Genomic DNA, 24,803 nt, shown 5'->3' on the forward strand with positions numbered 1-24,803 from the left:
GGAGATATGGGCATGAGTACGGATTGTGTAATTCGTAATGTGAATGAGCATGTGGGCGAAACCGTGAAGATCGGTGCCTGGATTAATAACAAACGTTCCAGCGGCAAAATTCAATTTTTGCAGCTGCGCGATGGAACCGGATATATTCAAGGGGTTGTCGTAAAGAGTGAAGTTAGCGAAGAGGTATGGAATGATGCCAAAAGCCTCACGCAAGAAAGTTCCTTGTATGTAACAGGAATTATTCGTGAAGAACCGCGCAGCGCATCCGGATATGAAATGACGGTTACGGGCGTCGAGATCATTCATTTGACTGAAAACTATCCGATTACACCGAAAGAGCATGGTGTGGACTTCTTGATGGATCATCGTCATCTATGGCTGCGTTCTACGAAGCAACGTGCTGTTATGGTGATTCGTGCAGAGATTATCCGTGCAGTTCAGCAGTTTTTTGATGGTAACGGATTCACTCAGGTTGATCCTCCGATTCTGACTCCTTCGTCCGCTGAGGGAACAACCAACCTGTTCCACATCAAATATTTTGATGAGGATGCTTATCTTACACAAAGTGGCCAATTGTACATGGAAGCTGCAGCAATGGCGCTGGGTAAAGTATATTCCTTCGGACCAACGTTCCGTGCCGAGAAATCCAAAACTCGCCGCCACCTAATCGAGTTCTGGATGATTGAGCCGGAAATGGCTTTTGTGGATCACGAAGAAAGTTTGCGAGTACAAGAGAAGTTTATTGCACACGTCGTTCAGTCTGTCGTGAAAAACTGTCGTGCCGAACTGGAATCCATCGGGCGTGACGTATCCAAACTGGAAGGGATCACAGCTCCATTCCCTCGTATTACGTATGATGAAGCGATTGAGTTCTTGAATGGACAAGGCTTCGATATTCCTTGGGGAGAAGATTTCGGTGCTCCACACGAGACAGCGATTGCGGAGAAGTATAATACTCCTGTATTCATTACGCATTACCCGGCTGGCATCAAGGCATTTTACATGAAACCGGACCCGAATCGTCCGGAAGTGGTTCTCTGCGCTGACATGATCGCACCAGAGGGTTACGGCGAAATCATTGGCGGATCCCAACGTATCGATGATCCCGAGTTGATGCAGCAGCGCTTTGAAGAGCACAAGCTGTCTGACGAGGCGTATCAATGGTACCTGGATCTGCGTAAATACGGATCGGTACCTCACTCCGGATTTGGTCTGGGATTGGAGCGGACAGTAGCATGGATCTGCGGGTTGGATCATGTACGTGAGACAATTGCATTCCCGCGTATGCTCTACCGTCTGTACCCTTAATGATTAATCACGAATCTATGGAAGAAACCGGATCCAAAGCGTGGCTCAGTGGCGTAGCTTACGGGTTAACGTCTGGGACAGCACAGCTCCCGTATGCTTTGTTGCGTTTTTATCACCAACTCGGATTATCAGACGCCGAAGTGCTTTTGCTGATTCAATTGCTCGGCTACCGTCAGGCAGAATTCAATGAGTTTCCTACCCTGGAAGAGCTGGCGGGACGAATGGGACTTGCCCCCGAAGGTATTGCCCGAATGCTCCAGCGGTTGATGCGGGATGGGTATATATCCATTGATGAGCATCGGGACGAAGAGCGGGATATTCAGTATGAGCGTTACGATCTGCATGGATTGTATGCCAAACTCGCAACATGTGTTGCTGAAGATGCAGCAGCCGCAAGGCAACAGCAAATGAGCATGACAGCACGTCCTAATTCGAACAGTGTTCAAATAGAAGAGGAAGAACGTAATATGTTTTCCATCTTCGAGAAAGAATTTGGTCGCCCGCTTTCACCCATGGAATGCGAAACGATCTCCAGCTGGCTGGATCAGGACCGTTATCAGGAAGAACTGATACTGATGGCCCTGAAGGAAGCCGTATTTGCCGGTAAAGTACATTTCCGCTATATTGACCGCATCTTGCTGGAGTGGAGCCGCAACCGGGTGAAGAATGTTCAGGACGCGAAGGCATACACGCAGCGTTTTCGCAGCGGTGGACGCTAGTCTGAGTGCAAAGGAAAATCAAGGAACAGGCCAGAAACATTCTGAGCCTGTTTTTTGATTCCGGAAGGAAATGAAGATCTCTACAATGAAGTGATTGATGAACTCATCATCTATTCAGGCACTGTTATGATAAGAATTTTTAAAAAATTTAAATAAATACGCAGGGGCAGCCCAGAACGTTGTCGTCTATTGTAGTGGAGAGGAGGGGAGAGTCATTGATGAAGCGCGCTTAATCGAACAAATCCGTCAAGGAGATGCATCCAAGTTTCGCTTGTTGATCGATAAGTACAGCCAGCATGTATATCATGTGGCATATTCCGTACTCAGGAACGATCAGGAGGCGCAGGATGCAGCTCAGGAGGCGTTCATTCAGATGTATAAATCTCTCCCCGAGTACCGTTCCGAAGGTTTCAAAACGTGGCTTACCCGAATTGCCTTTCACAAAGCCATTGATGCAAAACGCAAGTTAGGCCGGCGAAGCAGTGAAGATCTGGGTGGAGAAGAACGAATAATCAACCTGCCTGGAAGCGAGGAAGATATTTTGGCCCGGCTCGTGCGGGAAGAACGCAAGGAAACCCTGCGTGAACGAATTAATCAACTGCCTGCCCAGCATAGGGACATTATTACAGCGTATTATTTAAGCGAAAAAAATTATGAGCAGATCGCACATGATGCCCAGGTGGCTGTCAAAACCGTGGAATCCCGTTTGTACCGTGCCCGGCAGTGGATCAGAAGTCATTGGAAGGAGGATGAGTGGCGTGAGTAAAAACGAGATGTACCGTGTGCAGGACTGGACGGATTATATTGAAGGACGAGTTACCGGTGACCAAGCTGTTAACATGGAAAAGGCTATCATTGAAGATCCGGAAGCCATGGATAACTATCTGGAAGCGATGGGGATTCATCAAAAATGGCCACAACTGGAGAACCCGGCCCACTTTGCTGATTCCATCATGGAGCGTATTACGGATCTGAACCAGTCAGGAAGCAAGCGCAAATCACGTTCAGGCCGAAGCAGACGCTGGCTGGAGCACAAGGTGTTTCATTATGCTGTAGCGGCTTGCCTGACGCTAATCTTTCTCTCCTCCGGAGTGTTTGATAAGGTAGCGCCCTATCACAAGTTCCATGACGGCGAGCAGCGGGGATCTTTTACACAGAAATGGACGGAAGCCGCCACCAATTGGCTGGATAACTTCAAGCCTAAACCATAAATCATACGCATTGCCTGAAAAGAAAGGATGACGACTGTGCAATCAGATCGCAACAAAATATTTGCATTTTTATTAAATGTGATCCCGGGTCTTGGTTTTCTCTATTGGGGTCGAACCGCTAAGGCGATGATTTACCCATTACTCGTTTTTGGCTCTTTGATAGGTGCCTTCATGTTGGCAGTAATTGGAGATGAACGGGACCTGATGATATTCGGAGCACTCGCTGCCTTTTTCTTCTGGTGCATCAACATGCTGGACATCATCATTGTTCTGCTGCGTACCCCTTCTGTACGTAATACTCATTACAGGGGCTACGAGGCTCAATATGGTCCATATCCAGGAGGTCCATATGAACAGGGCTATCCGGATCCAAATGGCGTTATGGAGCCAATGAATGGGGAAGAGATGCGTCAGCATCCTGCAGGTGGCTATGGTATTCCTGAGGGTACATACGGCCAACCCGAGTATCGCAAAGGCAGTGAAGGTGAACGATTCTTTACCATTTTACTGTCGTTCATCCCTGGTCTGGGTCATCTTCATCTGGGGCTGCTGCATCGGGGACTATCCTTTTTGATCGCATTCTTTGGCTCTTTCGCGATGATGGTCTTTGTTGCTTCCATTACCAATGAAGAGACCTTTCTGATGTTTCTGCTTATTCTGCCAGTCATTTGGGTTTACTGCATGTTTGACGCTGTACAGCATGCACATCGAAAGCAGGCAGGAGAAGTATTGCAGGACCGTACGTTGTTCGAAGAGTTGGAAATGGGCAGAGCATCTGGACGACGCAGCAAGGTGTTAGCTACCCTCTTGTCGGCTTTTCCGGGGGCAGGTCATCTGTACCTGGGTCTTCAGAAGCGAGGAATGCAATTAATGTTCCTGTTCCTCGGCAGCATTTATATTCTGGACCTGCTGCATTTGTCCGTTTTCCTGTTCATGATTCCGCTCGTTTGGTTCTACAGCTTCTTTGATGGGCTACAGTGTTCAAGCCGTTATGGCCGCGAACCGCTTACGGATCAACCGATATTTAAGGATTGGGCTAGACATCAGCGTCTGATTGGATTCGGTATTGCAGCACTTGGCGTGTATTATCTGGCAATCCGACTTGTCATTCCACAACTGAACGAAATGTTCCCTAATCTGTTTATGACATATGAAATCCGTTCCTATGTGAACACGATTATTGTTTCGCTATTGCTTATTTTTGGTGGATTGAAGCTGCTCTTTGGCAAGCAGCGTCCGATTGCGCAGCATAGCGGACTAAACGGGAAAGAAGACGATTCGGCTAATCTGTTCCTGTTCAAGGATCGGGATAATTGATTGTAAATTAAGGTGAATTTCGGGCTTGTCGGAGCCCCAAACCAAAAAACACGCTATGAGCTGAACAATCAGTCATAGCGTGTTTTTGATTTGGTCTTGAATAACAGTGAGGGAATGATGGCTATTTCGAAATACCTTTCAGCAGCAGCTGACGATACATCACTTCGAACAGAAACTCAAAAGCTTCCAGATGCCTTTTGGCTTCAAATGCATCTTTGCCCCAGGCATAAATGCCGTGATTGCGCAGTAAAATTCCCGGCACTTTGGGGTCAAGTACACCTGGAACCAGTTCGGCAATGGATGGAATATCAGCAAAGTTAGGCAGTACCGGCACACGAATCTCGGCATTTTCTTCCCAAATGTTAAAAGCCTTGATCAGTTCAATGCCTTGGATCGGCACATGACCTTCTCCGCCAAAGAACTCGCTGATCAGGTTGTTAAATACAGTGTGTACATGGAATACAGCCCCGCAGCCAGTCAACCGATAGATTTCACAATGAATCAGTGTTTCTGCACTTGGCTTCAGGTTTGTTGTTTCGATCGCTTTACCATGCTTGTCGACAAAAAGGAAATCTTCCGGCGTGCGAAGAGATTTGTCTTTGCCTGAAGCCGTAACGGCAAAATAAAATTGCTCGGGATCAAACTCTCCCACACGCATCGACAGGTTACCACTTGTTCCGGGGAACCAGTTGCGGCTGGCAAAGAGGGCTTTAATATCAGCAAGTTCCTCCAGCACCTGACGTTTGTGTTCCAATGTAATCTTCTCAAAACCCATTTTTACAGCACTCCTTGTGTTTGCTTCTGTTTCATGTCTTCCATAATATCGTAAAAGGTAGCAAATGGGACATGGTCTACACCAAGTTCGATGCACTTGTCCGTCAGGATGGAACGGGAGTACACCAGATCGGCAATTTTGGCACCTTCAAAATCGGTTAGACTGTCTCCGATCAGAATCCGATTATATTTTTCTTCCGGGAATGTGCGGATGACCGTCGTTTTGCACATACCACAGCCGTTCTCACAAGGGGGCTGACATGGATTAGGCCATTCAATTCGGATAAAATCACCTGTAAAGTCTGCACCGTTACAATAGACGTGATCATGTGGAATGTTAAAAGGTGCAAGCAGTGGTTCGATAAAAAAGTCCATACCGCCACTGGTCACATTAAATTCAATGCCTTCGTTCCGAACATATTCCAGAAACTCGCCAAATCCCTCGCGGATGCCTGCTTGTCCAAGCACAAATTCAACAATTTCATCCTTTTGTGATGCAGGCAGCAGAGCAAACATGGCTCCGACCCCTTCACGCAGGGTAATGCTTTGATCCACCGTATCTTTCATGATTGCCTCAAATCCTTCAGGCTTAAAGTGCTTCATGATCGCCACAATATTGTCCGAAAGGGTAATCGTGCCATCAAAATCACAGAAAATGACCGTTTTCTTGTCACTTCTCATCGTTCTCCACCCCACAGATCCAGTGCACTTTTCAACTCGGGGTGCTCAGATGCATACTCTGCAAGCGGAACTCCACGCTGTGCCGCCTCAATGGCTTGCAAGAATGCACGCCCACCTGCCTCAGTACCCATTGGATGTCCGTGAATACCTCCACCGGCGTTCACGATAACATCCGTGCCAAAATCACGGAGAATTAATGGCACAAGTCCTGGGTGAATCCCAGCGGATGGAACCGGCATACTGCTTCTGACCGGGAGATCTTTGGAGAGCAGCTGCTCCGTAATGGCCATATTTTCTTCTTTTGGCATGGTCACCGATCCGTAAGGCGAAGGGAAGAGAACGAGATCCGCTCCGGCAAGACGCATTAGTTGACCCAGCAGCACCGAAGCGGATATCCCGTAATGCGGTGAAGGGTACAGTGCGCCAGCAAGTGCAGGATGCGCCATGATTGGCACGTTAATGTCCGGATCGCTTGTAAGCTCATGCAGAACGTCATATCCGTACGACAAAACGTTAAACAACAAGGCATTGGCACCCGCATCAATCGCTCGTTCAGCCTGCTTCTTCAAGCGCGAAGTTGGGCCAGTCAGGTTGGCGGCATAGAGCAATTTCTTGCCAGTCTCCTGGCGGGCCTGCTCAGCAGCCTTCATGCAAACCTCGACTCTTTTCTCGATAGGTGTCAGCTTGTTTTCAAACAGAATTTCGTCATCCTTGATCAGATCAACTCCGCCCAGAGCCTGACGGATAAACTGTTCGCGCAGCTCATCTGCATCCAGACCAATGACTGATTTGAAGATGCTCATTAACAAAGGACGATCATGAACACCAAGCAGATCACGAACCCCATTCAGTCCGAATTTGGGACCTGGGAATGCACTTAGGAATCCGTCCGAGAAGCCCAGTCTTGTCAGCTTGATCCGGCTATCCATCGAAATTTTGCCGAAGACGGTGACGAGCAGAGCCGGAATATCGCGGCTGAAGTTTACATCAGGATATCCAATCGTAATATCTGCATATCGTTCTCCTGGAGCCATGCCCTCATGTTCATGAACTTCTACGCTAATCACTTCGCCAAGATGTTTCTGCATGGCTTCGCGCTTGGCTTGCGGCAATTCAGTCCAACTGCCGACAGTCATACCGACTGCAATGGATTCCGCCTTTTTACGGAAATCTGCACGATCATCATGCAGACGATATGTGGCAGTACACATGTTGTTCATCGTAAATCTCCTTCCAAAGCAGCTCCCATCTCCCGTGAGCGCTCTGCGCAGCGGTTGACGGCTGCAATCACGTTTTCAAAGAAATCGCCCTCATCCAGTGTTTTGAGTGCTGCCTGTGTAGCGCCTCCAGGTGAGGTAACATCACTGCGAAGTTTCATGGGCTCCGCTCCCGTTTGCTGAACCATTCTCGCCGCACCAAGTACAGTTTGAACAGTCAGATCGCGGGATTGCTGGCTGGACAGTCCGCCGCGGATCCCCGCCGCAATCATGGCTTCCATCAAATAGTATACATAAGCTGGGCCGCTTCCGGAAATACCCGTGAGCACTTCCAGTTTCTCTTCCGGAACAATGGTGACAATGCCTACCGCTTCAAACATCGTCATGACTGTACTGCGCTGCTCATCTGTAATTTCGGCGGAGAAGGCAAGTCCTGTTGCACCAAGTCCAATCGTACTGGATGTATTCGGCATGGATCGAGCGATCGGTTGTTTACGGCCGAGCAGTGTCTGCATCGTGCGGATGGATAATCCGGCGATGACAGAGACGATAAGCTGGTCCGGTGACAGGAGGGGACCAAGCTCACGAAGAGCTGCCGCAGCGTCTTTTGGTTTCATGGCCAGTACAATAACGGGAGAAGCGGAGAGTACTTCCGATGATTGGGAGGCTGTTCCTGTATGAACGGCATAACGAGTACTCAGCTCTTCCTGACGTTTCTGGTTGCTCCGGTTCAGCATCGTAATATCCTGCGGGCGTACAACGAGGCGGGAGATCAGTCCGCGCACAATGGCTTCTGCCATGGCACCTGCTCCGTGGAAAGTAATCTTTTGTTGTAATAACGTCTGTTGTTCTTGACTCATGGTTATCGTTCCTCCTATATGGCTGTGGCTGCGATATTATTGCCGAATTTGTCCATTGCCGGTAACGCGGTATTTGGTAGAAGTAAGGGCAGGCAGTCCCATTGGACCACGAGCATGCAGCTTCTGTGTGCTTATTCCAATTTCGGCTCCATAACCGAACTCGAATCCATCCGTGAAGCGGGTGGAAGCATTGTGATAAACGGCGGCAGCATCCACGTCATGCAAAAAGCGTTCCGCATGAGCTGTATCATGGGTGACGATGCATTCGGAATGTTTGGTGCCATACGTGGCAATATGCTGCATGGCTTCTTCCAGACCCTGCACAACTCGTATATTCAAAATATAATCATTATACTCTGTACCGTAGTCTTCTTCCGTCACGGGAAGGGCAGTAGGGATCAGACGACGAGTCGTGTCACAACCCTTTAATACAACATTCGCCTCACGGAATTGTTCGGCCAAGGCAGGCAAATGCTGTTCTGCATAAGCAGCATGAATCAGCAGGGTTTCCATGGAATTACATACGGATGGGCGCTGTGCTTTTGCGTTGATCGCAATTTCTGATGCCATGACCGGATCCGCCGTTTCATCCACATACGTATGGCAGATGCCTGCGCCTGTTTCGATGACAGGTACCGTTGCATTGGTCACCACGTTGCGAATCAGTGAAGCACCGCCTCTTGGAATAATGACGTCCAGTAGTCCATTCAGCTTGAGCATTTCATCGACGGAAGAGCGGTTAGCGTCTTCCACGAGCTGCAGCGCATCCGGCGGCAAGTCTGTTTTGGCTAGTGCCTGATGAAGTACTTCTACAATACGACGATTGGAAGAGAGGGCAGAAGAACCCCCGCGCAGCAGAACGGCATTGCCCGTCTTGAGGCATAGCCCAGCAGCATCAACCGTAACGTTAGGACGGGCCTCATAGATGATGCCAATCAGGCCAATCGGCACCCTTAATTTTTCAATGTGGAGTCCATCTGGACGCGTAAATGACTCCAGTACTTCACCAACTGGATCTGGGAGTTCAACAATCTGACGCAAACCCTCCGCAATTCCCGCGATACGCTCTTTGTTCAAAGCGAGACGATCAAGCATGGATTCTGGTGTCCCTTGCTCTCTGCCACGCTCGAGATCTTCCGCATTGGCCGTAATAATGGATTCCGATTCCGTAATAAGCGCATCCGCCATGGCAAGCAAGGCTTTATTTTTCTGGTCCGTACTTAAACGGTTTAACTGTGGAACAGACGATTGAGCTTTGCTGGCTTTTTGTCTTACTTCACTCATCTGAAATTCCTCCTTCATTTATGCAAGTCCATGTCTCTAACCTATACAACCAATTACTTGTTATTTTAACGTAATCCATTCGTCTCGATGGATGACCTCAAGCCGGTGGATGGCATTCAGGGTCTTCATGACTTCTCCACTCGGCAAACCTGCGATAAGGCGAAGCTGATCATCATCATAATTGACAATGCCTCGGCCAAGTAGTGTTTCATCCATACCCATGACCTCAACAACGTCACCTGCGTGGAATGTGCCAAGCACACGTTTGACGCCTACTGGCAGCAGACTATGACCGCCGTGAACGAGGGCATCTTCGGCACCGGCATCCACGACAACTGTACCGAGAGGTGTTGACATGAAGCCTAACCATTGTTTCTTGCGGGAGAGTGCGGCCAGACGAGTTTCGAAATACGTCCCCTTGCCGCAGCCCTCAACCGCGTTTTGCAAGTCGCCGGGTTCCTTGACGCTACCCACAAAGACAGGGACGCCTCCTCGTGTTGCCACTTTGGCTGCATCAACTTTGGACCGCATGCCACCTGTACCGACCGATGAACCTGAACCTCCGGCATACGCATAGATTTCTTCTGTAATTTCAGGAATTCGATCATAACGTACAGCACTCGGATCCTTCCGGGGATCTGCCGTATAGAGTCCGTTGGTATCCGTGAGAATAACAAGATGCTGGGCTTTCACCAAATTGGCAACGAGCGCAGAGAGCAGATCATTATCCCCGAATTTCAACTCGTCTACTGATACCGTATCATTTTCGTTGAAAATGGGAATGACGCGTTGTCTGAGCAGCTCTTCCACGGTCATGCCTGCATTTCCCATCCGTTTCCGACTGTGAAAATCGGTTCTGGTTAGCAAAATTTGTGCTGTAGTAACGCGGTGCGCTGCAAAAGCCTGTTGATATGCCTGCATCAACAATGCCTGACCTACTGCGGCTGCCGCTTGCTTCTCATGCAGCATTTTGGGACGCTGAGGGTAACCAATTTCACGGAATCCGGCAGCAACGGCTCCGGAAGTGACCAGGAGAACTTCGTGGCCCTGTTCATAGAGCGAAGCGATCTCACTGGCGTAAAATGATATGGAACTGCGGTCAAGGCCGCCTTCCTCGGTGGTAAGCGAACTGCTCCCAATCTTGACTACTATTCGTGAAGACATGCTTTCACTTCCTTAAACATAATGAATGAGATACCAATGGGCCGTTATCCAGGTACAAAAAAAACTCCCGTCCTTTGTTGTAAAAAGGACGAAAGTTTGTTGCTTCCGCGGTACCACCTTTATTGATGATTGCATCATCCGGCTCTCGCCCTGTAACAGAAGGCACTGTCCTGCATAAACAGGCCGCTCAGGGGTAGGTTTCGGAGAGAAGCCGCGGTAAATTCTTGCAGCCCGGTGGAATTTACTCTCTGGGCGCGGCTTGTTCTCTCGTACTGGTCCCGTCATCACGTTTCGTTCGATATTTGTTAATAACATACCATGGAAACTTGGCAGATGCAAAGGGGTATGCGGCCTTTAATTACTTAAACAAGTTCAGCTTGCCAATCCTTCTGGCAGCTTCCTCCAATCGCTTCTCGTCACTCAGCAAACCTGCGCGGACGTAACCTTCCCCATGTGTGCCAAACCCGATACCCGGTGCTACAGCGACTTTGGCTTCCCGAAGCAGCAAATCTGCAAATTCGGCTGAGGTAAACCCGTAAGGAACAGGCAGCCAGCTGAAGAAAGAACCCCCGGGCTTCGAAGCCTGCCATCCGATGGAGGAAAGTGCTTCATATAATGCATTACGGCGGGATTCATACCGCGCAACCAGATCAGTAACACATTGTTGGGAGGAAGTCAGGGCAGCAGCTGCCGCTGCCTGAATGCCGCCAAATAGGCTAACATAAATGTGATCCTGGAGCAGATTGATTTTGGAGATAATCTCCGCATTACCCAGAGCGAAGCCTACCCGCCAGCCTGCCATATTGTAGGTTTTGGATAACGTATAGAATTCAATACCGACTTCCTTGGCGCCAGGCGCCTGCAGGAAACTGACCGGACGATGTCCGTCAAACCCTATTGCACCATATGCGAAGTCACTGGCAATGACAATCTTGTTCCGGATGGCGAATTCCACGGTATCTTCATAGAATGACAGCGGGGCAGTCGCGGATGTTGGATTGTTGGGATAGTTTAAATACATCAGCTTGGCCTTGTCACGAACTTCATCCGAGATGGACTCATAATCAGGAAGGAATGCATTCGACTCCAAAAGAGGCATAAATGACATTTGCGCTTTGGCAAGAGCCACCCCGGACCAGTAATCCGGATAACCCGGATCAGGAACGAGACATACGTCCCCGGGATTAAGCAGCACTTGCGGCAGCTGTACAAGCCCCGTTTTCCCACCAAACAAAATGGCAACTTCAGTCTCCGGATCAAGGTCAACGTTGTAATCTTCTTGATAACGTTTGGCGATGGCTTCCTTCAGGAAGGCATGTCCACTAAAGGGTGAATATTTATGATAAAGCGGATTTTCGGCAGACTCCTGCAATGTTTTTACGATATGCGGTGGTGTAGGAGTGTCCGGGTTCCCCTGACCAAGATTAATTACGTCGTGACCACTTGCGATTTCACGGTTAACATTTTGCACGAGTGTTGCAAAAAATTGCGTTGGCAGCTGTGTCATAACGTCTGAGGTAGGTATATCAAAGGCGGAACGACCCGAATTTTGCTGTAGATTACTCATTAATTTCATCACTCCGGTTCATAAAAGTGGGAATAGTATTCATTAATTTATCACGCTAATCCCGAGCTGTATAGAGGGGATAAGAGATTGAAGACTTTTTATCTACCGTGAAAATAGCTTTTGTACAAAACCGAATTGGCCAGATTCGTGTTTGTCCATTGTCGAAGAAGAGCCTTTGTCTTATGATCATTTACGATAATGATAATCAATATCATTTATAGAATGCTTAACTATCTAGGGGGAAAGAAAAAAATGAAACAAAACAGCTTTCGTGTGATGAGCACGACATTCATGATTGCAGCGTTATCCGTACTGCTGCTTGCTTGCGGCAATTCATCCACGAACGGTTCAGGTGACGGAGAGACAACTGCTGCGGCAACATCCAATGACTCGCAGGCAGCAGCAGAGAACACCGGGCAAGAAGAAGTGGCAGGGGCAGACAATACGAGTGAAACGAAAATATTTAAAGACTGGACTGGACACGAAGTTGAAGTTCCGACTAATCCACAGCGTGTCATATACCACGGGGAAGTTACCGGGGATTTATTGGCACTCGGGGTAGTTCCTGTAGGTATTCTTAAAAATGAAGGTACGGTGTTCGATGATCAGGTGGCAGATGCAAAAGATGTTGGTTTTCCAATCAGTGTTGAAAAGTCGCTATCACTCAATCCTGACCTGATTATTTTCTCGAATGATGATGAAACGCAATACGAGCAGATTTCAAAAGTTGCTCCGACGGTGACGTTCAACTCCTTCTGGCCACTCGAAGAACGGATGCGATTCTTGGGAGATTTGCTCGGCAAAAAACAGGAGGCTGAAGACTGGCTTGCTGCACATGCCAAGGCAACAGAGGAAATGTGGGATCAGCTGCGTGCAAATGGGCTGAAGGAAGACGAAACCGCATCGGTATTTACCATGTATCCAGGTAATCGATTGTTCGTGATGGCGGGTGCAGGATTGCCCCAGCTGTTGTACGGACCTGGTGGTATGAAGCCAACCCCTGAAATCCAAAAGGTACTGGATGAAGAAGTAGGATTTGTTGAGATATCACAGGAAAAAATGGCAGAGTTCGCTGGAGACCGCATATTTATTTTAAATGCAGTAGATCAAGGCGCACAGCAATCAACGGAGGAATTGATGAATAGTGAGGTGTGGAATAATCTGCCTGCAGTCAAGGAAGGCAAGGTTTATCGATTTGATATCGTCAAAGCATCGAGCGATGCTACATCAAGAGAGTGGCTTCTGCAGGAATTGCCGAAACAGATGATTCAATAAAAGACCATTCATATCCTGTACAGGGCCTTCAGCGTATCGTTGAGGGCTCTTATTAATGTTTCTAATCGTGAATCAGTGTCTTTTGTATATATGCTGGAATAATGAGGCTTTGCGGCGTATAATCAGAATAGATTAATGATAACCATTCTCATTTACAGTAGGTATGAGGTGAAACGGAAGTGCAGCAAATGATCGCAAACGGTAATCCCTTATTTTTCTCCGCATTCCTGTTCCGTTATGTTCATATCAAGCGTCATATCGAACCTTCTGAACAGGTTATGCTTGAAGTCAGCTGTCAACGGCATACGCTGCTGTTCTGTGAACAGGGCGAAGGCCGCATATATATCGGATCTGAGTTACACCCATTTATCTCCGGCAAGATATACCCCATGGCACCAGGAGAGAATTATCAGCTGGAGCATAACCGTTCTGGTGAGCTGAGATATACGGTGCTTCATTTCGATGCCGTGCACATGGTAACAGGGGATCCGGAACTTTACACACGTTTTTTATTTGAAGAAAGGGACAAGATGAACGATTTTTCACCCGGCGCGTTATTCGGCATGCTGGATTTGTTGGAATCGGCCAGCCTCTATCAAACGGATGCGGAATATAGCCGGTTAAATGTACATTTTCAAAAATTGATGGAACTAGTAGTGTCCCGCTATACGCTGCCCAAAACAGAACAAAGCCCGGATGTCAGGGTACAGAACACCATTCAATACGTCGACGAGCATTACGCTCAGGATATAAGTGTACAGAAATTAGCGAGGCTCGCGAATCTTCGACCAGCTCAGTTTACAGCTTTGTTTAGGCAAATTACAGGCCGTAAGCCTCTTGAATACCTGAACCACGTACGCATTGAACAGGCGAAGGAATGGCTCTCCCTTTCTGATGAACCTCTGCGCGATATTGCGGGTCGTATAGGCTTCCGGGATGAGTACTATTTCAGCAGACGCTTCAGGCAGCACACCGGACTGGCTCCCCGGCAATATGATCGATCCCTTCAACGACATACGCTTGTTCAAGATTGGGCTGGACATGAAGTAAACATTCCTGGACACCCTGGGCGGATTCTATTCTATGGAGATTCTGCAGGAGACTTACTTGCGTTGGGGCTTCCCGTGCTTGATGGCAAAGCGTATGATGTTTTACCTTCCATTGATTTGGAATGGACCGTGCAGAAGCAGCCGGATCTGATTTTGTTCGATAGCACGAATGAACAGTTGTACCAGCGGCTTTCCCGCATTGCTCCTACTTTGATATACAACTCTCATGCGAACCTGGAAGAGCGCATCCGCAAAGTGGGAAGCTGGTTTGGCATGGAGCTGGATGCAGAGACATGGATTGCATCTTATCATAGGAGAACAGAGGAGATGTGGAGCAGCATAAAACCATGGATTCAGCTTGGCGAAACGGCTTCGGTGCTAGTGCATCACCGAGGTGCCCGCTTGTTTGTCATGGGCAATATCGGACTGGCTCCGTTTCTGTATCACCCGCAGGGGTTTGTGCCTGTAAGCAAAGTGCAGGAAGCTCTAGCTGCCGGGAGGGCCTACAAGGAGATTTCAACAGAGTCGATAAGTCAGTATGCGGGGGACCATATTTTTGTCATGCTGCCAGAGAGCGATGCGGCCAGGGCAGCAACGGAGAAGCTGTTTGAAAGTGATGAGTGGAAGGAACTGCCCGCTGTAAAAAAAGGAAAAGTGTACACGTTGGATGAGCAGGTGTGGAATATGGGAGATGCCTTATCGTACAGCAGATTGCAGAGCCTGTTCCCAGAATTGCTGAAACGAACTGACCCATCCTCTATAATCGTTAACTAGCAGCGATTGAAGTCATAAATAAGGTTGATCAAAACGTTGTTGCAGGCTTCGCGCGGATCAAGCTATGATAACAGGTATTACAGTTCGGAGGAGTGCACGTCATGACAAAACAACCATTGGAGGAAATGCGTGTTGCCCTGATTCAGGGTGACATTCAGCTTGGTAATCCTGAAGCCAATCATCAACATATGCAGAATCTGCTTGAGCAAGCAGTTGAACAATATCCGGATCTGGGGCTGGCCGTGCTGCCGGAAATGTGGAATACAGGTTACGCTTTGGAACAAATCCATGAGCTCGCTGACCCGGAAGGGCAAAAATCACGGGAGTGGTTATCGGCATTTGCCGAGAAGCATCAGATTTCAATTGTCGGTGGATCTATAGCAGAGAAGCGAAATGGACAAATTTTTAATACCATGTATGCCTACAACAGGGAAGGTAAGCAGGTTACACGTTATGATAAATTGCATTTATTCCGCCTGATGGATGAGGAGAAATATTTGCAGCCTGGAGCAGATCCTGAAATTTTCGAACTGGAGAACGGTCTCACAGCGGGGGCGTCCATCTGTTATGATATCCGATTTCCAGAACTAGCCCGTACGCTTGCATTGAATGGGGCCAGAGCACTGATCGTACCAGCAGAATGGCCGAATCCACGTTTGCACCACTGGCGCACACTGCTGACAGCACGAGCGATTGAAAATCAGATGTATGTGATCGCGTGCAACCGGGTCGGTAAAGGGGGAGACACCGAATTTTTTGGGCATTCTCTCATTATTGATCCTTGGGGCGAAATTGTGGCTGAGGGAGGAGAAGGGGAAGAGATCGTGACCGGGCTGATTCGCCCTTCCCTTGTTGATGAAGTGCGGGGACGCATTCCTGTTTTTGAAGACCGCAGACCTGGTATTTATTTTAGTGCAAAATAATAAAAAAATAATTCCAGTAAAGTGTTTATTCTTCCAGGAGGCGGGTAATGATAACTATCCCGTCACCAAGGAGGATGATCAATCAATGGACAACCATGTGAAAGATACGCTCAGGAGACTGGAACAGGAAAACACTAGGGAAGATCACTTGAGGCCATTCTTAGAGAATGGAGCAGGAGGGCTATCACCGCCTGAACAAAACATTCAGGACGAAGGCCGACTGGTCAATCAACAGAACAGGCTGACGAGTGAACGTAATTTACGGAAATAACCAACCAAACATGAATATCTCTTATGTACGTTTCTACGTTAACTTTAGATCATGATATCAGCAACATTGTGATGTAACGATGTACTGCGATTTCATGCAAGAACTTGATCCTGCTTATGCGGGTGAAGAGTATAGAACAAAGGCTTGACCCATATGGGTCAAGCCTTTGTTTATTTTGTACCTTTGAAATGACTAATTTACAGAGGCAGGATTCTCATTGTCTCCTTCGGAAAGCTTGGCAACCGTCTGTTTAAATGTCTCAATAAAAGCTTCTGCCGCTTTGGAAAGTACACGTCCCTGACGGTAAGCGACCACTAGAGTACGACTTGGGACAGGTTCAGCAAGTGGTACATAGACAGGCACAAACTCACTGCGTGGTGCCCTGGCTATAAAGCGTGGAACAAGGGTAATGCCCATGCCTGTAGCTACAAGGGATTGCACGGTTTCAATGTTATTGCTCTCAAATACGACACTCGGATCGAATCCTGCCTGCTGGCACAGATCAAAGGTCAGCTTGCGGAAGCCTTGTCCTTTTTTCAATACAACAAACGACTCGTCCCGAAGCTCCTCCATATGCACAGGGATCGGATGATCCGGATTGCCTCTGACGGCAAGGGGGTGTTGAGGAGGTACGGCCAGATCGATTCGCTCTTCGCCGATGGCAACGTACGACAGGCTTGGTTCCTGCAAGGGCAAGGAGAGCAGGCTGAGATCAGCTTTGCCGCTGGCTGTCAGCTTCTCCAGCGTTAGACCGGCGTCTTCAAGCAATGTAACCTCGATATCCGGATAGGCTTGCTGGTAAGCAGGGAGTACATGCGGCAGAAGGTGGGAACCGGTGATCGGCATGCTGCCCACAACGACTTTGCCTTTGCGCAGCTGGGAGATATCTGACATTTCCTGTCTGAGTAATTCCACAGCATCTACAATTTTTTGGGCTTGCTCCACAAAGGTGACCCCAGCATGGGTCAACTCCACCGTGCTGGTATTACGCTGAAAGAGCAGAACGCCAAGCTCTTTCTCAAGTTTAGACAATTGCTGACTGAGCGAAGGCTGAGCAATATGAAGTTTCTCTGCCGCCCGGGAGAAATTCCGTTCTGCAGCAATCTGCAGCGTATATTGAAGTTGTCTGAATTCCATAAGCACTTGTCATTCCTTTCGTTATGCCACCATTATATCATCATGGATAAATAAATCATTTTTCTATAATGAATATAGATAAAAAGCATTGACACTCGTGGTGAAGCAACGTAGTATAAGCATTATATGATAATGATAATTGTTATCAATTAAGAGCCGCTGTGGTTACAGTGGTTTATTGTATTTCAACTCATTATAGGTCAAACCTATTACATCTATAGATATTATATCTTGGAACAATGAAGGACAGGGTGATATATTTATGTCATTCAAGAGCCTCACCGTTTAGACAAAAACAGAGGCTCTTCCAAGGACCGAACTTATGATGAGGTGAAAATGATGAGTAAAAAAACGATGTTTGAGAAAATTTGGGAAAATCACGTAATTCATCAGGAAGAAGGAAAACCGAGCATTCTGTATATCGATCTCCACCTTGTACACGAGGTAACTTCTCCACAAGCATTTGAAGGCCTGCGTTTGTCTGGACGCAAGGTACGTCGCCCGGAATTAACGTTTGCGACAATGGATCACAACGTTCCTACCAAGGATCGTTACAACATTACCGATCCAATCTCCAAGCAACAAATTGATACACTCTCTCAAAACTGCCGCGACTTTGGCGTAAAACTGTATGATCTGGATACGATTGACCAAGGTGTTGTACATGTTATGGGACCAGAACTTGGTCTGACTCACCCAGGTAAAACCATTGTTTGCGGTGACAGCCATACGTCCACACACGGTGCATTTGGTGCACTGGCATTCGGAATTGGAACCAGTGAAGTAGAGCATGTCATGGCTACTCAATGTCTGCAGCAAGCAAAAGCAAAAACCATGGAGGTGCGCTTCGTCGGGAAGCGTAATCCGGGCGTAACAGCAAAAGACATGATCCTCGCAGTGATTGCCAAATATGGCACAGACTTTGCAACAGGTTATGTTATTGAGTATACGGGCGAATCGATCCGTGAACTCAGCATGGAAGAGCGTATGACCGTATGCAACATGTCTATCGAAGGTGGAGCAAGAGCAGGTATGATCGCTCCGGATGAAACGACATTTGAGTATCTGCGTGGACGTGAATATGTTCCTGCTGGTGCTAAGTTTGATGAAGCTGTTGCAGCTTGGAAAGAGCTTGTTACAGACGAGGGTGCCGAGTTTGATCGTGTTGTAGAGATCGATGTGGAGTCCCTGATTCCGCAAGTAACTTGGGGTACCAGCCCGGGTATGGGAACGGATATCTCATCCAAAGTGCCTGTTCCGGCAGAACTGCCAACTGAAAATGAACGCAAAGCAGCTGAAAAGGCGCTTGAATATATGGGTCTTACACCTGGAACACCGATTTCTGAAATTGAGGTAGACTATGTATTTATCGGTTCTTGTACGAATGGACGGATTGAGGATCTGCGTGCGGCAGCCAAGGTTGCCAAAGGCCATACCGTGTCCAGCAATGTTACGGCAATCGTGGTTCCTGGCTCAGGCCGTGTTAAAATTCAAGCCGAAAAAGAAGGTTTGGATAAAATCTTCACGGAGGCAGGATTTGAATGGCGTGATGCAGGATGCAGCATGTGTCTTGCAATGAACCCGGATGTATTGAAACCAGGACAACGCTGTGCATCAACATCTAACCGTAACTTTGAAGGACGTCAAGGACGTGGAGGACGTACCCACCTGGTATCTCCGGCAATGGCTGCAGCGGCAGCGGTTAAAGGTCACTTCGTTGACGTACGTGACTGGAATTTTAAAACGGAAGCAGTTATCTAACAGGTAACGGACAGAAGGGAGAACGGATCACATGGAAGAATTTAAAACACTGCAAGGCATCGTTGCACCGGTAGACCGGGTCAATGTAGATACTGACGCGATCATTCCAAAACAATTTTTGAAACGGATTGAACGTACCGGATTTGGACAATTTTTGTTCTATGAATGGCGTTTCGATGAAGAGGGGAACAACAATCCTTCCTTCGAAATGAACAAATCCCGTTATGAAGGAGCATCCATTCTGATTTCCCGTGCAAACTTCGGCTGCGGCTCATCCCGTGAGCATGCACCTTGGGCAATTATGGACTATGGATTCCGTTGTGTCATCGCACCATCTTTTGCAGATATCTTCTATAACAACTGCTTCAAAAACGGCATCCTGCCAATTAAATTGTCTGAAGAGCAAGTAGAAGATCTGTTCCAGCGTACAGCTGCTCATGAAGGCTATGAACTGAACGTCAATCTGGAAAACAAAACGATTACCGATGCACACGGACTGCATATCGATTTTGATCTGGATGAGCACCGTCGTCAATTCTTGCTGCAAGGTCTGGACGATATCGGTCTGACATTGCAACATGATGATGAGATTACAGCGTATGAGCAGCGTCATGCCGCAAAACTGTTTGGATAATATCTGACATATCGAATAAAAAAGCTTCTGCTTCTCCGTAGGAACGTTGTTCCGATGAGAGACAGAAGCTTTTTCTATTATTCAGTGCTGATTAATCTGCTACCTTGTTAGAATGACACATTTAAATCAAGTGATCTATACGTAGAATTCCTGATTGTTTTTTGCTGAATACTTCAATATGTAATCCCCGTCATTTTTTAAATCTCTTGATGCGATTTTGATCTTGGTATAGTCCAGTCGCGTCTCTCGGAGCACACGCTTAACTGCTTGAATTCCAAGTGTCTCATCCATTACAAAGCAGTAAATATTCAAAGCATACTGCGTGACTGGATTTGACGTTTGGCCCATATCATGTCCATCTACAATGCCGAGCCCTTTCCAACCTAGCTCACTTGTCAGTGCCTCACTGGCTTTATCCTTGAGCCATAGATCACGTTTGCTGCCTGTCAGACTCTTCATCGGATATTGAATAATAAGCATATAACCCTCGTCTTCAGAAGCTTGTTTGTAACCTTGGTCTGAGCAGCGATGAAGAAAATCAACCTTGAATTCGTCCTCATCGCTAAACGAGACTGGAAAATCCATTCTGGTCGTTGTACCAACCGTACCGACTTCGCCGATATGCTCCACAACCTGATCCTCTTCGATCCAGTATTCTGCGTAGAGCAGCTTGCCATTGGATGCCTGTTTATACAAAGTGATCACTGTTTTCCCCCCTATGAATAAAATGACTTTCATTCTTTCCTTACGATACAAAGTAGATTGGACAATTTGCTATGGATGAGGATCTTCTAATGGTGCCTCATAAAATATAATAGCATCAATAGATGATATTTTTGACAAGATATCCAATTCGTGTTGACTAAAAAGAAGATATTTTTCCAATTTGATTTCTTTTTTCATCTTGGTTCCGACTAAATATGACAACGTTGTAACCGGATGAAAAGCCATTATCTGATAAACTGATTAGTATATTATGGAAAGTTACATAGAGGACAATACGAAGGTACAGAACACAACAGAATGGTGGATGATCTATGAAGAAATGGTCGGCTGCAGTCGTTATCTTTCTGTTCATGTGTTTATTTCCTATCGCAGCCCAAGCAGGCGTCGTGCCCTCAATTGTTCTTGATGGAGTAACCCTTGATCAGCGATCCGGTGCACCAGCAGAAAATGTCGGAAATGCCGTGATGGTCCCAATCCGCATTGTTTCAGAGAACCTCGGTTATCAGGTGAGGTGGGAAAAGGAAACCAAGTCTGTTCTGGTTCAAAAAGGAAGCCGCAGTATAGCAATGACGGCCGGTAAAGATACAGCAACAGTCAATGGAAGCCCTGTAGAACTGGATTCCCCACCTTTGGTCAAACAAGGAACGACGCTGGTCCCCTTGCGTTTCGTCGGAGAAGGCATGGGGCTTGAAGTAGGATGGGACAATGGAACCAAGACAGTCAGCCTACGCACCGCTCCACCAGTGGCAGAACAAGAGGAAGAGGCTACCACAACTCCTTCTCTGTTGAAGGCTGAGCTTCAAAGTATAAGTTTCAGCAGTAATCGATTGATGATAACGACAAGTGGAGAAGTCAAGCCGAAACTGTCCACTCTCGGTGCACCGGATCGAATTATTGTGGATATGCCTGAAACCACGTTCTCTGAGTCTTTCATCCAAGGACAGGATTTCAGTTCGGATGGCAGCGGCAGCATTGTAGTTACAGATTCCACTGTGGTATCCAAGGTGCGATATGCCATGTTCAGCCATTCACCATCCACGGTTCGTGTTGTATTTGATCTGAAACAACCTGCTACGGCTAAATGGTCGCTTGGAGATAACCATGTGCTGCTCGTTGATCTGACAGCAAGTAATGGGGAGTCTGCCAGTCAACCCGCCTTACCAACGGATGATGGCAAGAAAATATTGATTATTGATCCCGGGCACGGTGGGAGGCAGTCGGGAGCAGTAAGTATTTCCGGAAAGTATGAGAAGGACTTTAATCTTGCAGTGGGTTTGAAAGTACAAGCACTGCTGCAGAAGCATGAAGATATTCAAACGGTGATCACGCGTCAGGATGATACGGAACTTTCCTTGCAGCAGAGAGTCGAGATGGCAGAACTTAATCAGGCGGACGTTTTCATATCCATTCACGGGAACAAATTTACGACTGCTGATCCGAACGGAATAGAAACGCTCTATAGTCGGATGGAGAGCAAAACGCTGGCCGATGTGCTTCATACACATATCATGCCAGTTGCAGGGCTCAAGGATCGTGGTGTGAAAATGGTCAGCCTGCATGTAACTCGTGAGACGTCCATGCCAGCAGTTCTGCTTGAGCTAGGTTTTATGAGTAATCCAACAGATGAAGCACTCATGCTCACAGAAGATTATCAGAACCGTTGTGCAGAAGCAATTGTAGATGGAATTATAGAATTTTTAGGGCTTTAAGTACGATTATTCGTAAATGCGCAGTTTAGGAAAGCTCGTTGTTTTCAGATGTTTAATTGATAAAAAAGGAAATAAAAAGACATTAAAATGTAGAAAAAGCTTGATTTGACAACGTTTTTTTTCTGTTATGTTGGAATATATTCGCAACTTTTGAGAGTACGGGGCGTCTAATAGGTGTCTGGTAATGCCCACGTGGTCAGTCGGAGCTGTAAGTCACAACATGCGGCGAAAAAATATGAGAATGGTAGGGGTGAAGGATGAAGAAGTTCGGTTTTTTGGTACTGTTATTTGTCTTTGGGCTCGTTTTCCCGGGCTATAGTCATGCAGCTGTGGATACGAAAATTATCCTAGACGGGAAAGAAATTGTGCAGCCATCGGATGCCAAAGCGGAAATCATCAATAGCAAAGTGATGGTGCCGATTCGGGTTATTTCCGAGAGTCTGGGGTACGGTGTGGAATGGAAGCAAAGTACAAGCACCGTGACGATAAGCAAAGACAACACTGCCATGCAGATGATTGTAGGACAGAAGACGGCAACGGTGAACGGCAGTAACGTGAACCTGGATGCCCCGCCACTCGTAAAAAATGGTACGACTCTTGTGCCACTCCGATTTATCGGTGAACAAATGGGTCTTAAGGTGGGTTGGAACAACACTACGAAGACGGTAACATTAGTTACCCAGAATTCAGGTTCCGGAAACGGGACTACAACTCCTCCAAACTCCGGCAATAATGGCGGGAGTACAAATGAGGAAGGTCTTGTACTGGTGAACGGCATCAGCTTCAGTGACAACCGCTTCTTTATTGCAACCAGCGGAGAAACGAAGCCGAACGTCTTCACGATGACAGGACCGGATCGGATTGTTATCGACTTACCTAATACAGCATTTGCTGATTCTTTCAGTGAGGGACAAGCTCTTGACAGCAACCAGAATGGACAGCTTGTAGTCAGCGGTTATCCCGATGTTTCCAAGATTCGGTATTCGTTATACAGCAACAGCCCTTCTACTGTTCGTTTTGTCATTGACCTTTCGAGTGCCAAAGGTTATGACGTTCAAAACGATTCTGGTTTGATTATGGTTGATCTGAACAAGCAAGGCTCGACACCTACTCCTCCAGTTGGAGATAATGGCAAGAAAGTTGTCGTCATTGATGCAGGCCACGGGGATCATGATCCTGGAGCAATTGGTGTTACCGGTAAACGGGAAAAGGATTTTAACTTGGCAATGGCTTTGAAAGTGGAAGCACTGCTGAAAAAAGAGTCTAAAATTGACGTTGTGTTAACCCGCAGCGATGATACTTTTCTTGCTTTGAGTGAACGTGTGAAAATTGCCGAAAAGGTAAACGCGGATATTTTCATTTCCATTCATGCCAATAGTGGACCTGCTGCTGCGAACGGTGTAGAAACCTTCTATACTCGATCCACTAGTAAGGAATTGGCTACCATCATGCACAAATATCTTCTGCAATCTTCGGGATTAAAGGATCGTGGCGTGAAAACGGCAAGCCTCCATGTTACCCGTGAAACGACAATGCCAGCTGTGCTGCTGGAGGGCGGTTTCCTGAGCAATAAGAGTGATGAAGCAGCTCTGTTCACTGAAAGTTTCCAAAACAGTGTTGCCAAGGGTATTGTTGCAGGAATCAAGGAGTATCTGGGAATTAAATAAGGGTTTCCCTTATGATCAGGAGGCGGAGTTAGAATGAACAAAAAAATATGGATTGCAGCACTGCTGGTAACGGTTATGGCAGTTGCTGCCGGATGCGGAAGCAAGCCAACAGCAGCTCCTGCTCCAAGTCAGACTCAAGGGGCAGGTACGGAAGTTAGTGTCCCTGAGGATCAAACGAATGAGAATGAGACAAATGATACAGAAATTACTGATCCTGTAACTGTGGAAACAGAAGGTACGACATCTACACCGGATTCAACACCTTCCAGCTCAGGTTCGGAAGGAACAACTTCTTCGGGAGGAGCTTCTACGGATTCGAGCAGCACTTCACAGAGTACAGAGCAAAAAACGATCAAGGTGTTTTATACCGATCCGGAAGAGCTGGATCTGCATGAAGCCACTGCGAGTATCTCCTACGCAGCAGATGATGATAAATACAAGGAAGCATTTGCGGCTTTACAACAAACGTCTGATGACAAACTTGTTCCACTGTGGGCCAAAGATATTGAATTGAAATCCGTGAAATTTGATGCAGGTGCACTTACATTGGACATTCATATGCCTGATACTGCACGTCTTGGTGCAGGTGGAGAAGCCTATGCAATTGATGCCTTGAAGAAAACATTCTTCCAGTTTGATGAAGTTAAATCGCTTGATTTGCTGGTGGACGGGCAGCAATCCGAGAGCTTGATGGGCCATGTCGATCTTGAGCATCCAATGACAAGATCCGAATAGTTTGGCTGCAGCATGTTGTTTTACCGTTTTCCAATGGATA

23 protein-coding genes are annotated in these 24,803 nt (G+C 47.2%); 14 read left to right on the top strand and 9 right to left on the bottom strand.

The features are described 5' to 3' along the window. The first annotated feature begins 12 nt into the window (after positions 1-12). The 5 genes from asnS to AC3WQ3_RS14790 all read left to right on the top strand — a co-directional run bounded on the left by asnS (position 13) and on the right by AC3WQ3_RS14790 (position 4,555). Positions 13-1,308, top strand: a complete 1,296-nt coding sequence (gene asnS / locus AC3WQ3_RS14770) for an asparagine--tRNA ligase (protein ID WP_127540342.1) — start codon at positions 13-15, stop codon at positions 1,306-1,308. A gap of 17 nt (positions 1,309-1,325) precedes the next feature. After that, positions 1,326-2,027 carry a DnaD domain protein gene (locus AC3WQ3_RS14775; protein ID WP_110758966.1) on the top strand — a complete coding sequence of 234 codons (702 nt, stop codon included), beginning with the start codon at positions 1,326-1,328 and terminating at the stop codon, positions 2,025-2,027. 271 nt (positions 2,028-2,298) lie between these two features. Then, positions 2,299-2,793, top strand: coding sequence for an RNA polymerase sigma factor (locus AC3WQ3_RS14780; protein WP_227779808.1), 495 nt, complete (start codon positions 2,299-2,301; stop codon positions 2,791-2,793). Beyond that, entirely contained in the window at positions 2,786-3,238 is a 453-nt protein-coding gene (locus AC3WQ3_RS14785; protein WP_492472619.1) for a hypothetical protein, read from the top strand. Before AC3WQ3_RS14780 ends, AC3WQ3_RS14785 begins: the two co-directional genes overlap by 8 nt. Positions 3,239-3,265: 27 nt before the next feature. Continuing rightward, positions 3,266-4,555, top strand: coding sequence for a multi-tm2 domain protein (locus AC3WQ3_RS14790; protein ID WP_492472620.1), 1,290 nt, complete (start codon positions 3,266-3,268; stop codon positions 4,553-4,555). Between the two features lie 121 nt (positions 4,556-4,676). Here the strand turns inward: AC3WQ3_RS14790 and AC3WQ3_RS14795 are convergent, their stop codons facing one another. From AC3WQ3_RS14795 to AC3WQ3_RS14825, 7 genes are all read right to left on the bottom strand, one after another. After that, positions 4,677-5,330: a methylthioribulose 1-phosphate dehydratase gene (locus AC3WQ3_RS14795; protein ID WP_492472621.1), complete on the bottom strand. Its 654-nt coding sequence runs from the start codon at positions 5,328-5,330 to the stop codon at positions 4,677-4,679. Positions 5,331-5,332: 2 nt separating this feature from the next. Further along, complete coding sequence (locus AC3WQ3_RS14800) at positions 5,333-6,010, bottom strand: 2-hydroxy-3-keto-5-methylthiopentenyl-1-phosphate phosphatase (RefSeq protein WP_336780764.1); 678 nt, start codon at positions 6,008-6,010, stop codon at positions 5,333-5,335. Beyond that, positions 6,007-7,230 (bottom strand): 2,3-diketo-5-methylthiopentyl-1-phosphate enolase, encoded by a 1,224-nt coding sequence (locus tag AC3WQ3_RS14805; RefSeq protein WP_492472622.1) that lies wholly within the window; start codon positions 7,228-7,230, stop codon positions 6,007-6,009. The genes AC3WQ3_RS14800 and AC3WQ3_RS14805 overlap by 4 nt, the downstream gene beginning before the upstream one ends. Beyond that, on the bottom strand, positions 7,227-8,087 hold the full coding sequence (gene proC / locus AC3WQ3_RS14810; protein WP_170948280.1) for a pyrroline-5-carboxylate reductase: 861 nt from the start codon (positions 8,085-8,087) through the stop codon (positions 7,227-7,229). Before proC ends, AC3WQ3_RS14805 begins: the two co-directional genes overlap by 4 nt. A 36-nt stretch (positions 8,088-8,123) precedes the next feature. Beyond that, complete coding sequence (locus AC3WQ3_RS14815) at positions 8,124-9,371, bottom strand: glutamate-5-semialdehyde dehydrogenase (protein WP_492472624.1); 1,248 nt, start codon at positions 9,369-9,371, stop codon at positions 8,124-8,126. Positions 9,372-9,431: 60 nt separating this feature from the next. Next, a complete protein-coding gene (gene proB, locus AC3WQ3_RS14820; protein WP_127540360.1) occupies positions 9,432-10,535 on the bottom strand; it encodes a glutamate 5-kinase in 1,104 nt (367 codons plus the stop codon). Between the two features lie 358 nt (positions 10,536-10,893). Beyond that, a complete protein-coding gene (locus AC3WQ3_RS14825; protein WP_154895671.1) occupies positions 10,894-12,102 on the bottom strand; it encodes an aminotransferase class I/II-fold pyridoxal phosphate-dependent enzyme in 1,209 nt (402 codons plus the stop codon). A gap of 252 nt (positions 12,103-12,354) precedes the next feature. On the opposite strand from AC3WQ3_RS14825, the gene AC3WQ3_RS14830 reads away from it, so the two are divergent. From AC3WQ3_RS14830 to AC3WQ3_RS14845, 4 genes are all read left to right on the top strand, one after another. Beyond that, complete coding sequence (locus tag AC3WQ3_RS14830) at positions 12,355-13,377, top strand: ABC transporter substrate-binding protein (RefSeq protein ID WP_492472625.1); 1,023 nt, start codon at positions 12,355-12,357, stop codon at positions 13,375-13,377. Between the two features lie 188 nt (positions 13,378-13,565). Next, positions 13,566-15,200: an ABC transporter substrate-binding protein gene (locus tag AC3WQ3_RS14835; protein WP_492472673.1), complete on the top strand. Its 1,635-nt coding sequence runs from the start codon at positions 13,566-13,568 to the stop codon at positions 15,198-15,200. A gap of 101 nt (positions 15,201-15,301) precedes the next feature. Further along, on the top strand, positions 15,302-16,123 hold the full coding sequence (locus tag AC3WQ3_RS14840) for a carbon-nitrogen family hydrolase (RefSeq protein WP_492472626.1): 822 nt from the start codon (positions 15,302-15,304) through the stop codon (positions 16,121-16,123). 85 nt (positions 16,124-16,208) lie between these two features. After that, positions 16,209-16,394: a hypothetical protein gene (locus tag AC3WQ3_RS14845; RefSeq protein WP_154895677.1), complete on the top strand. Its 186-nt coding sequence runs from the start codon at positions 16,209-16,211 to the stop codon at positions 16,392-16,394. 192 nt (positions 16,395-16,586) lie between these two features. Here the strand turns inward: AC3WQ3_RS14845 and AC3WQ3_RS14850 are convergent, their stop codons facing one another. Then, on the bottom strand, positions 16,587-17,531 hold the full coding sequence (locus tag AC3WQ3_RS14850) for a LysR family transcriptional regulator (RefSeq protein WP_492472627.1): 945 nt from the start codon (positions 17,529-17,531) through the stop codon (positions 16,587-16,589). Between the two features lie 339 nt (positions 17,532-17,870). Between AC3WQ3_RS14850 and leuC the strand changes: the two genes are divergently transcribed. Next, positions 17,871-19,292: a 3-isopropylmalate dehydratase large subunit gene (gene leuC / locus AC3WQ3_RS14855; protein ID WP_336780845.1), complete on the top strand. Its 1,422-nt coding sequence runs from the start codon at positions 17,871-17,873 to the stop codon at positions 19,290-19,292. A 31-nt stretch (positions 19,293-19,323) separates the two neighbouring features. Further along, on the top strand, positions 19,324-19,926 hold the full coding sequence (leuD, locus tag AC3WQ3_RS14860; protein ID WP_095292742.1) for a 3-isopropylmalate dehydratase small subunit: 603 nt from the start codon (positions 19,324-19,326) through the stop codon (positions 19,924-19,926). 135 nt (positions 19,927-20,061) lie between these two features. Here the strand turns inward: leuD and AC3WQ3_RS14865 are convergent, their stop codons facing one another. Beyond that, positions 20,062-20,631, bottom strand: a complete 570-nt coding sequence (locus AC3WQ3_RS14865) for a hypothetical protein (protein ID WP_492472628.1) — start codon at positions 20,629-20,631, stop codon at positions 20,062-20,064. Between the two features lie 332 nt (positions 20,632-20,963). Here AC3WQ3_RS14865 and AC3WQ3_RS14870 point away from each other — a divergent pair, with 332 nt between their 5' ends. The 3 genes from AC3WQ3_RS14870 to AC3WQ3_RS14880 all read left to right on the top strand — a co-directional run bounded on the left by AC3WQ3_RS14870 (position 20,964) and on the right by AC3WQ3_RS14880 (position 24,763). Continuing rightward, positions 20,964-22,361 (top strand): N-acetylmuramoyl-L-alanine amidase family protein, encoded by a 1,398-nt coding sequence (locus AC3WQ3_RS14870; RefSeq protein ID WP_492472629.1) that lies wholly within the window; start codon positions 20,964-20,966, stop codon positions 22,359-22,361. Between the two features lie 257 nt (positions 22,362-22,618). Beyond that, positions 22,619-24,028, top strand: coding sequence for an N-acetylmuramoyl-L-alanine amidase family protein (locus tag AC3WQ3_RS14875; RefSeq protein ID WP_095292738.1), 1,410 nt, complete (start codon positions 22,619-22,621; stop codon positions 24,026-24,028). A gap of 33 nt (positions 24,029-24,061) precedes the next feature. Then, the gene (locus tag AC3WQ3_RS14880; RefSeq protein ID WP_154895682.1) at positions 24,062-24,763 is read left to right on the top strand and encodes a GerMN domain-containing protein; all 702 of its coding nucleotides are present in this window, start codon (positions 24,062-24,064) and stop codon (positions 24,761-24,763) included. The last annotated feature ends 40 nt before the right edge of the window (positions 24,764-24,803 follow it).

It is taken from the genome of Paenibacillus sp. FW104-T2, assembly GCF_058789975.1.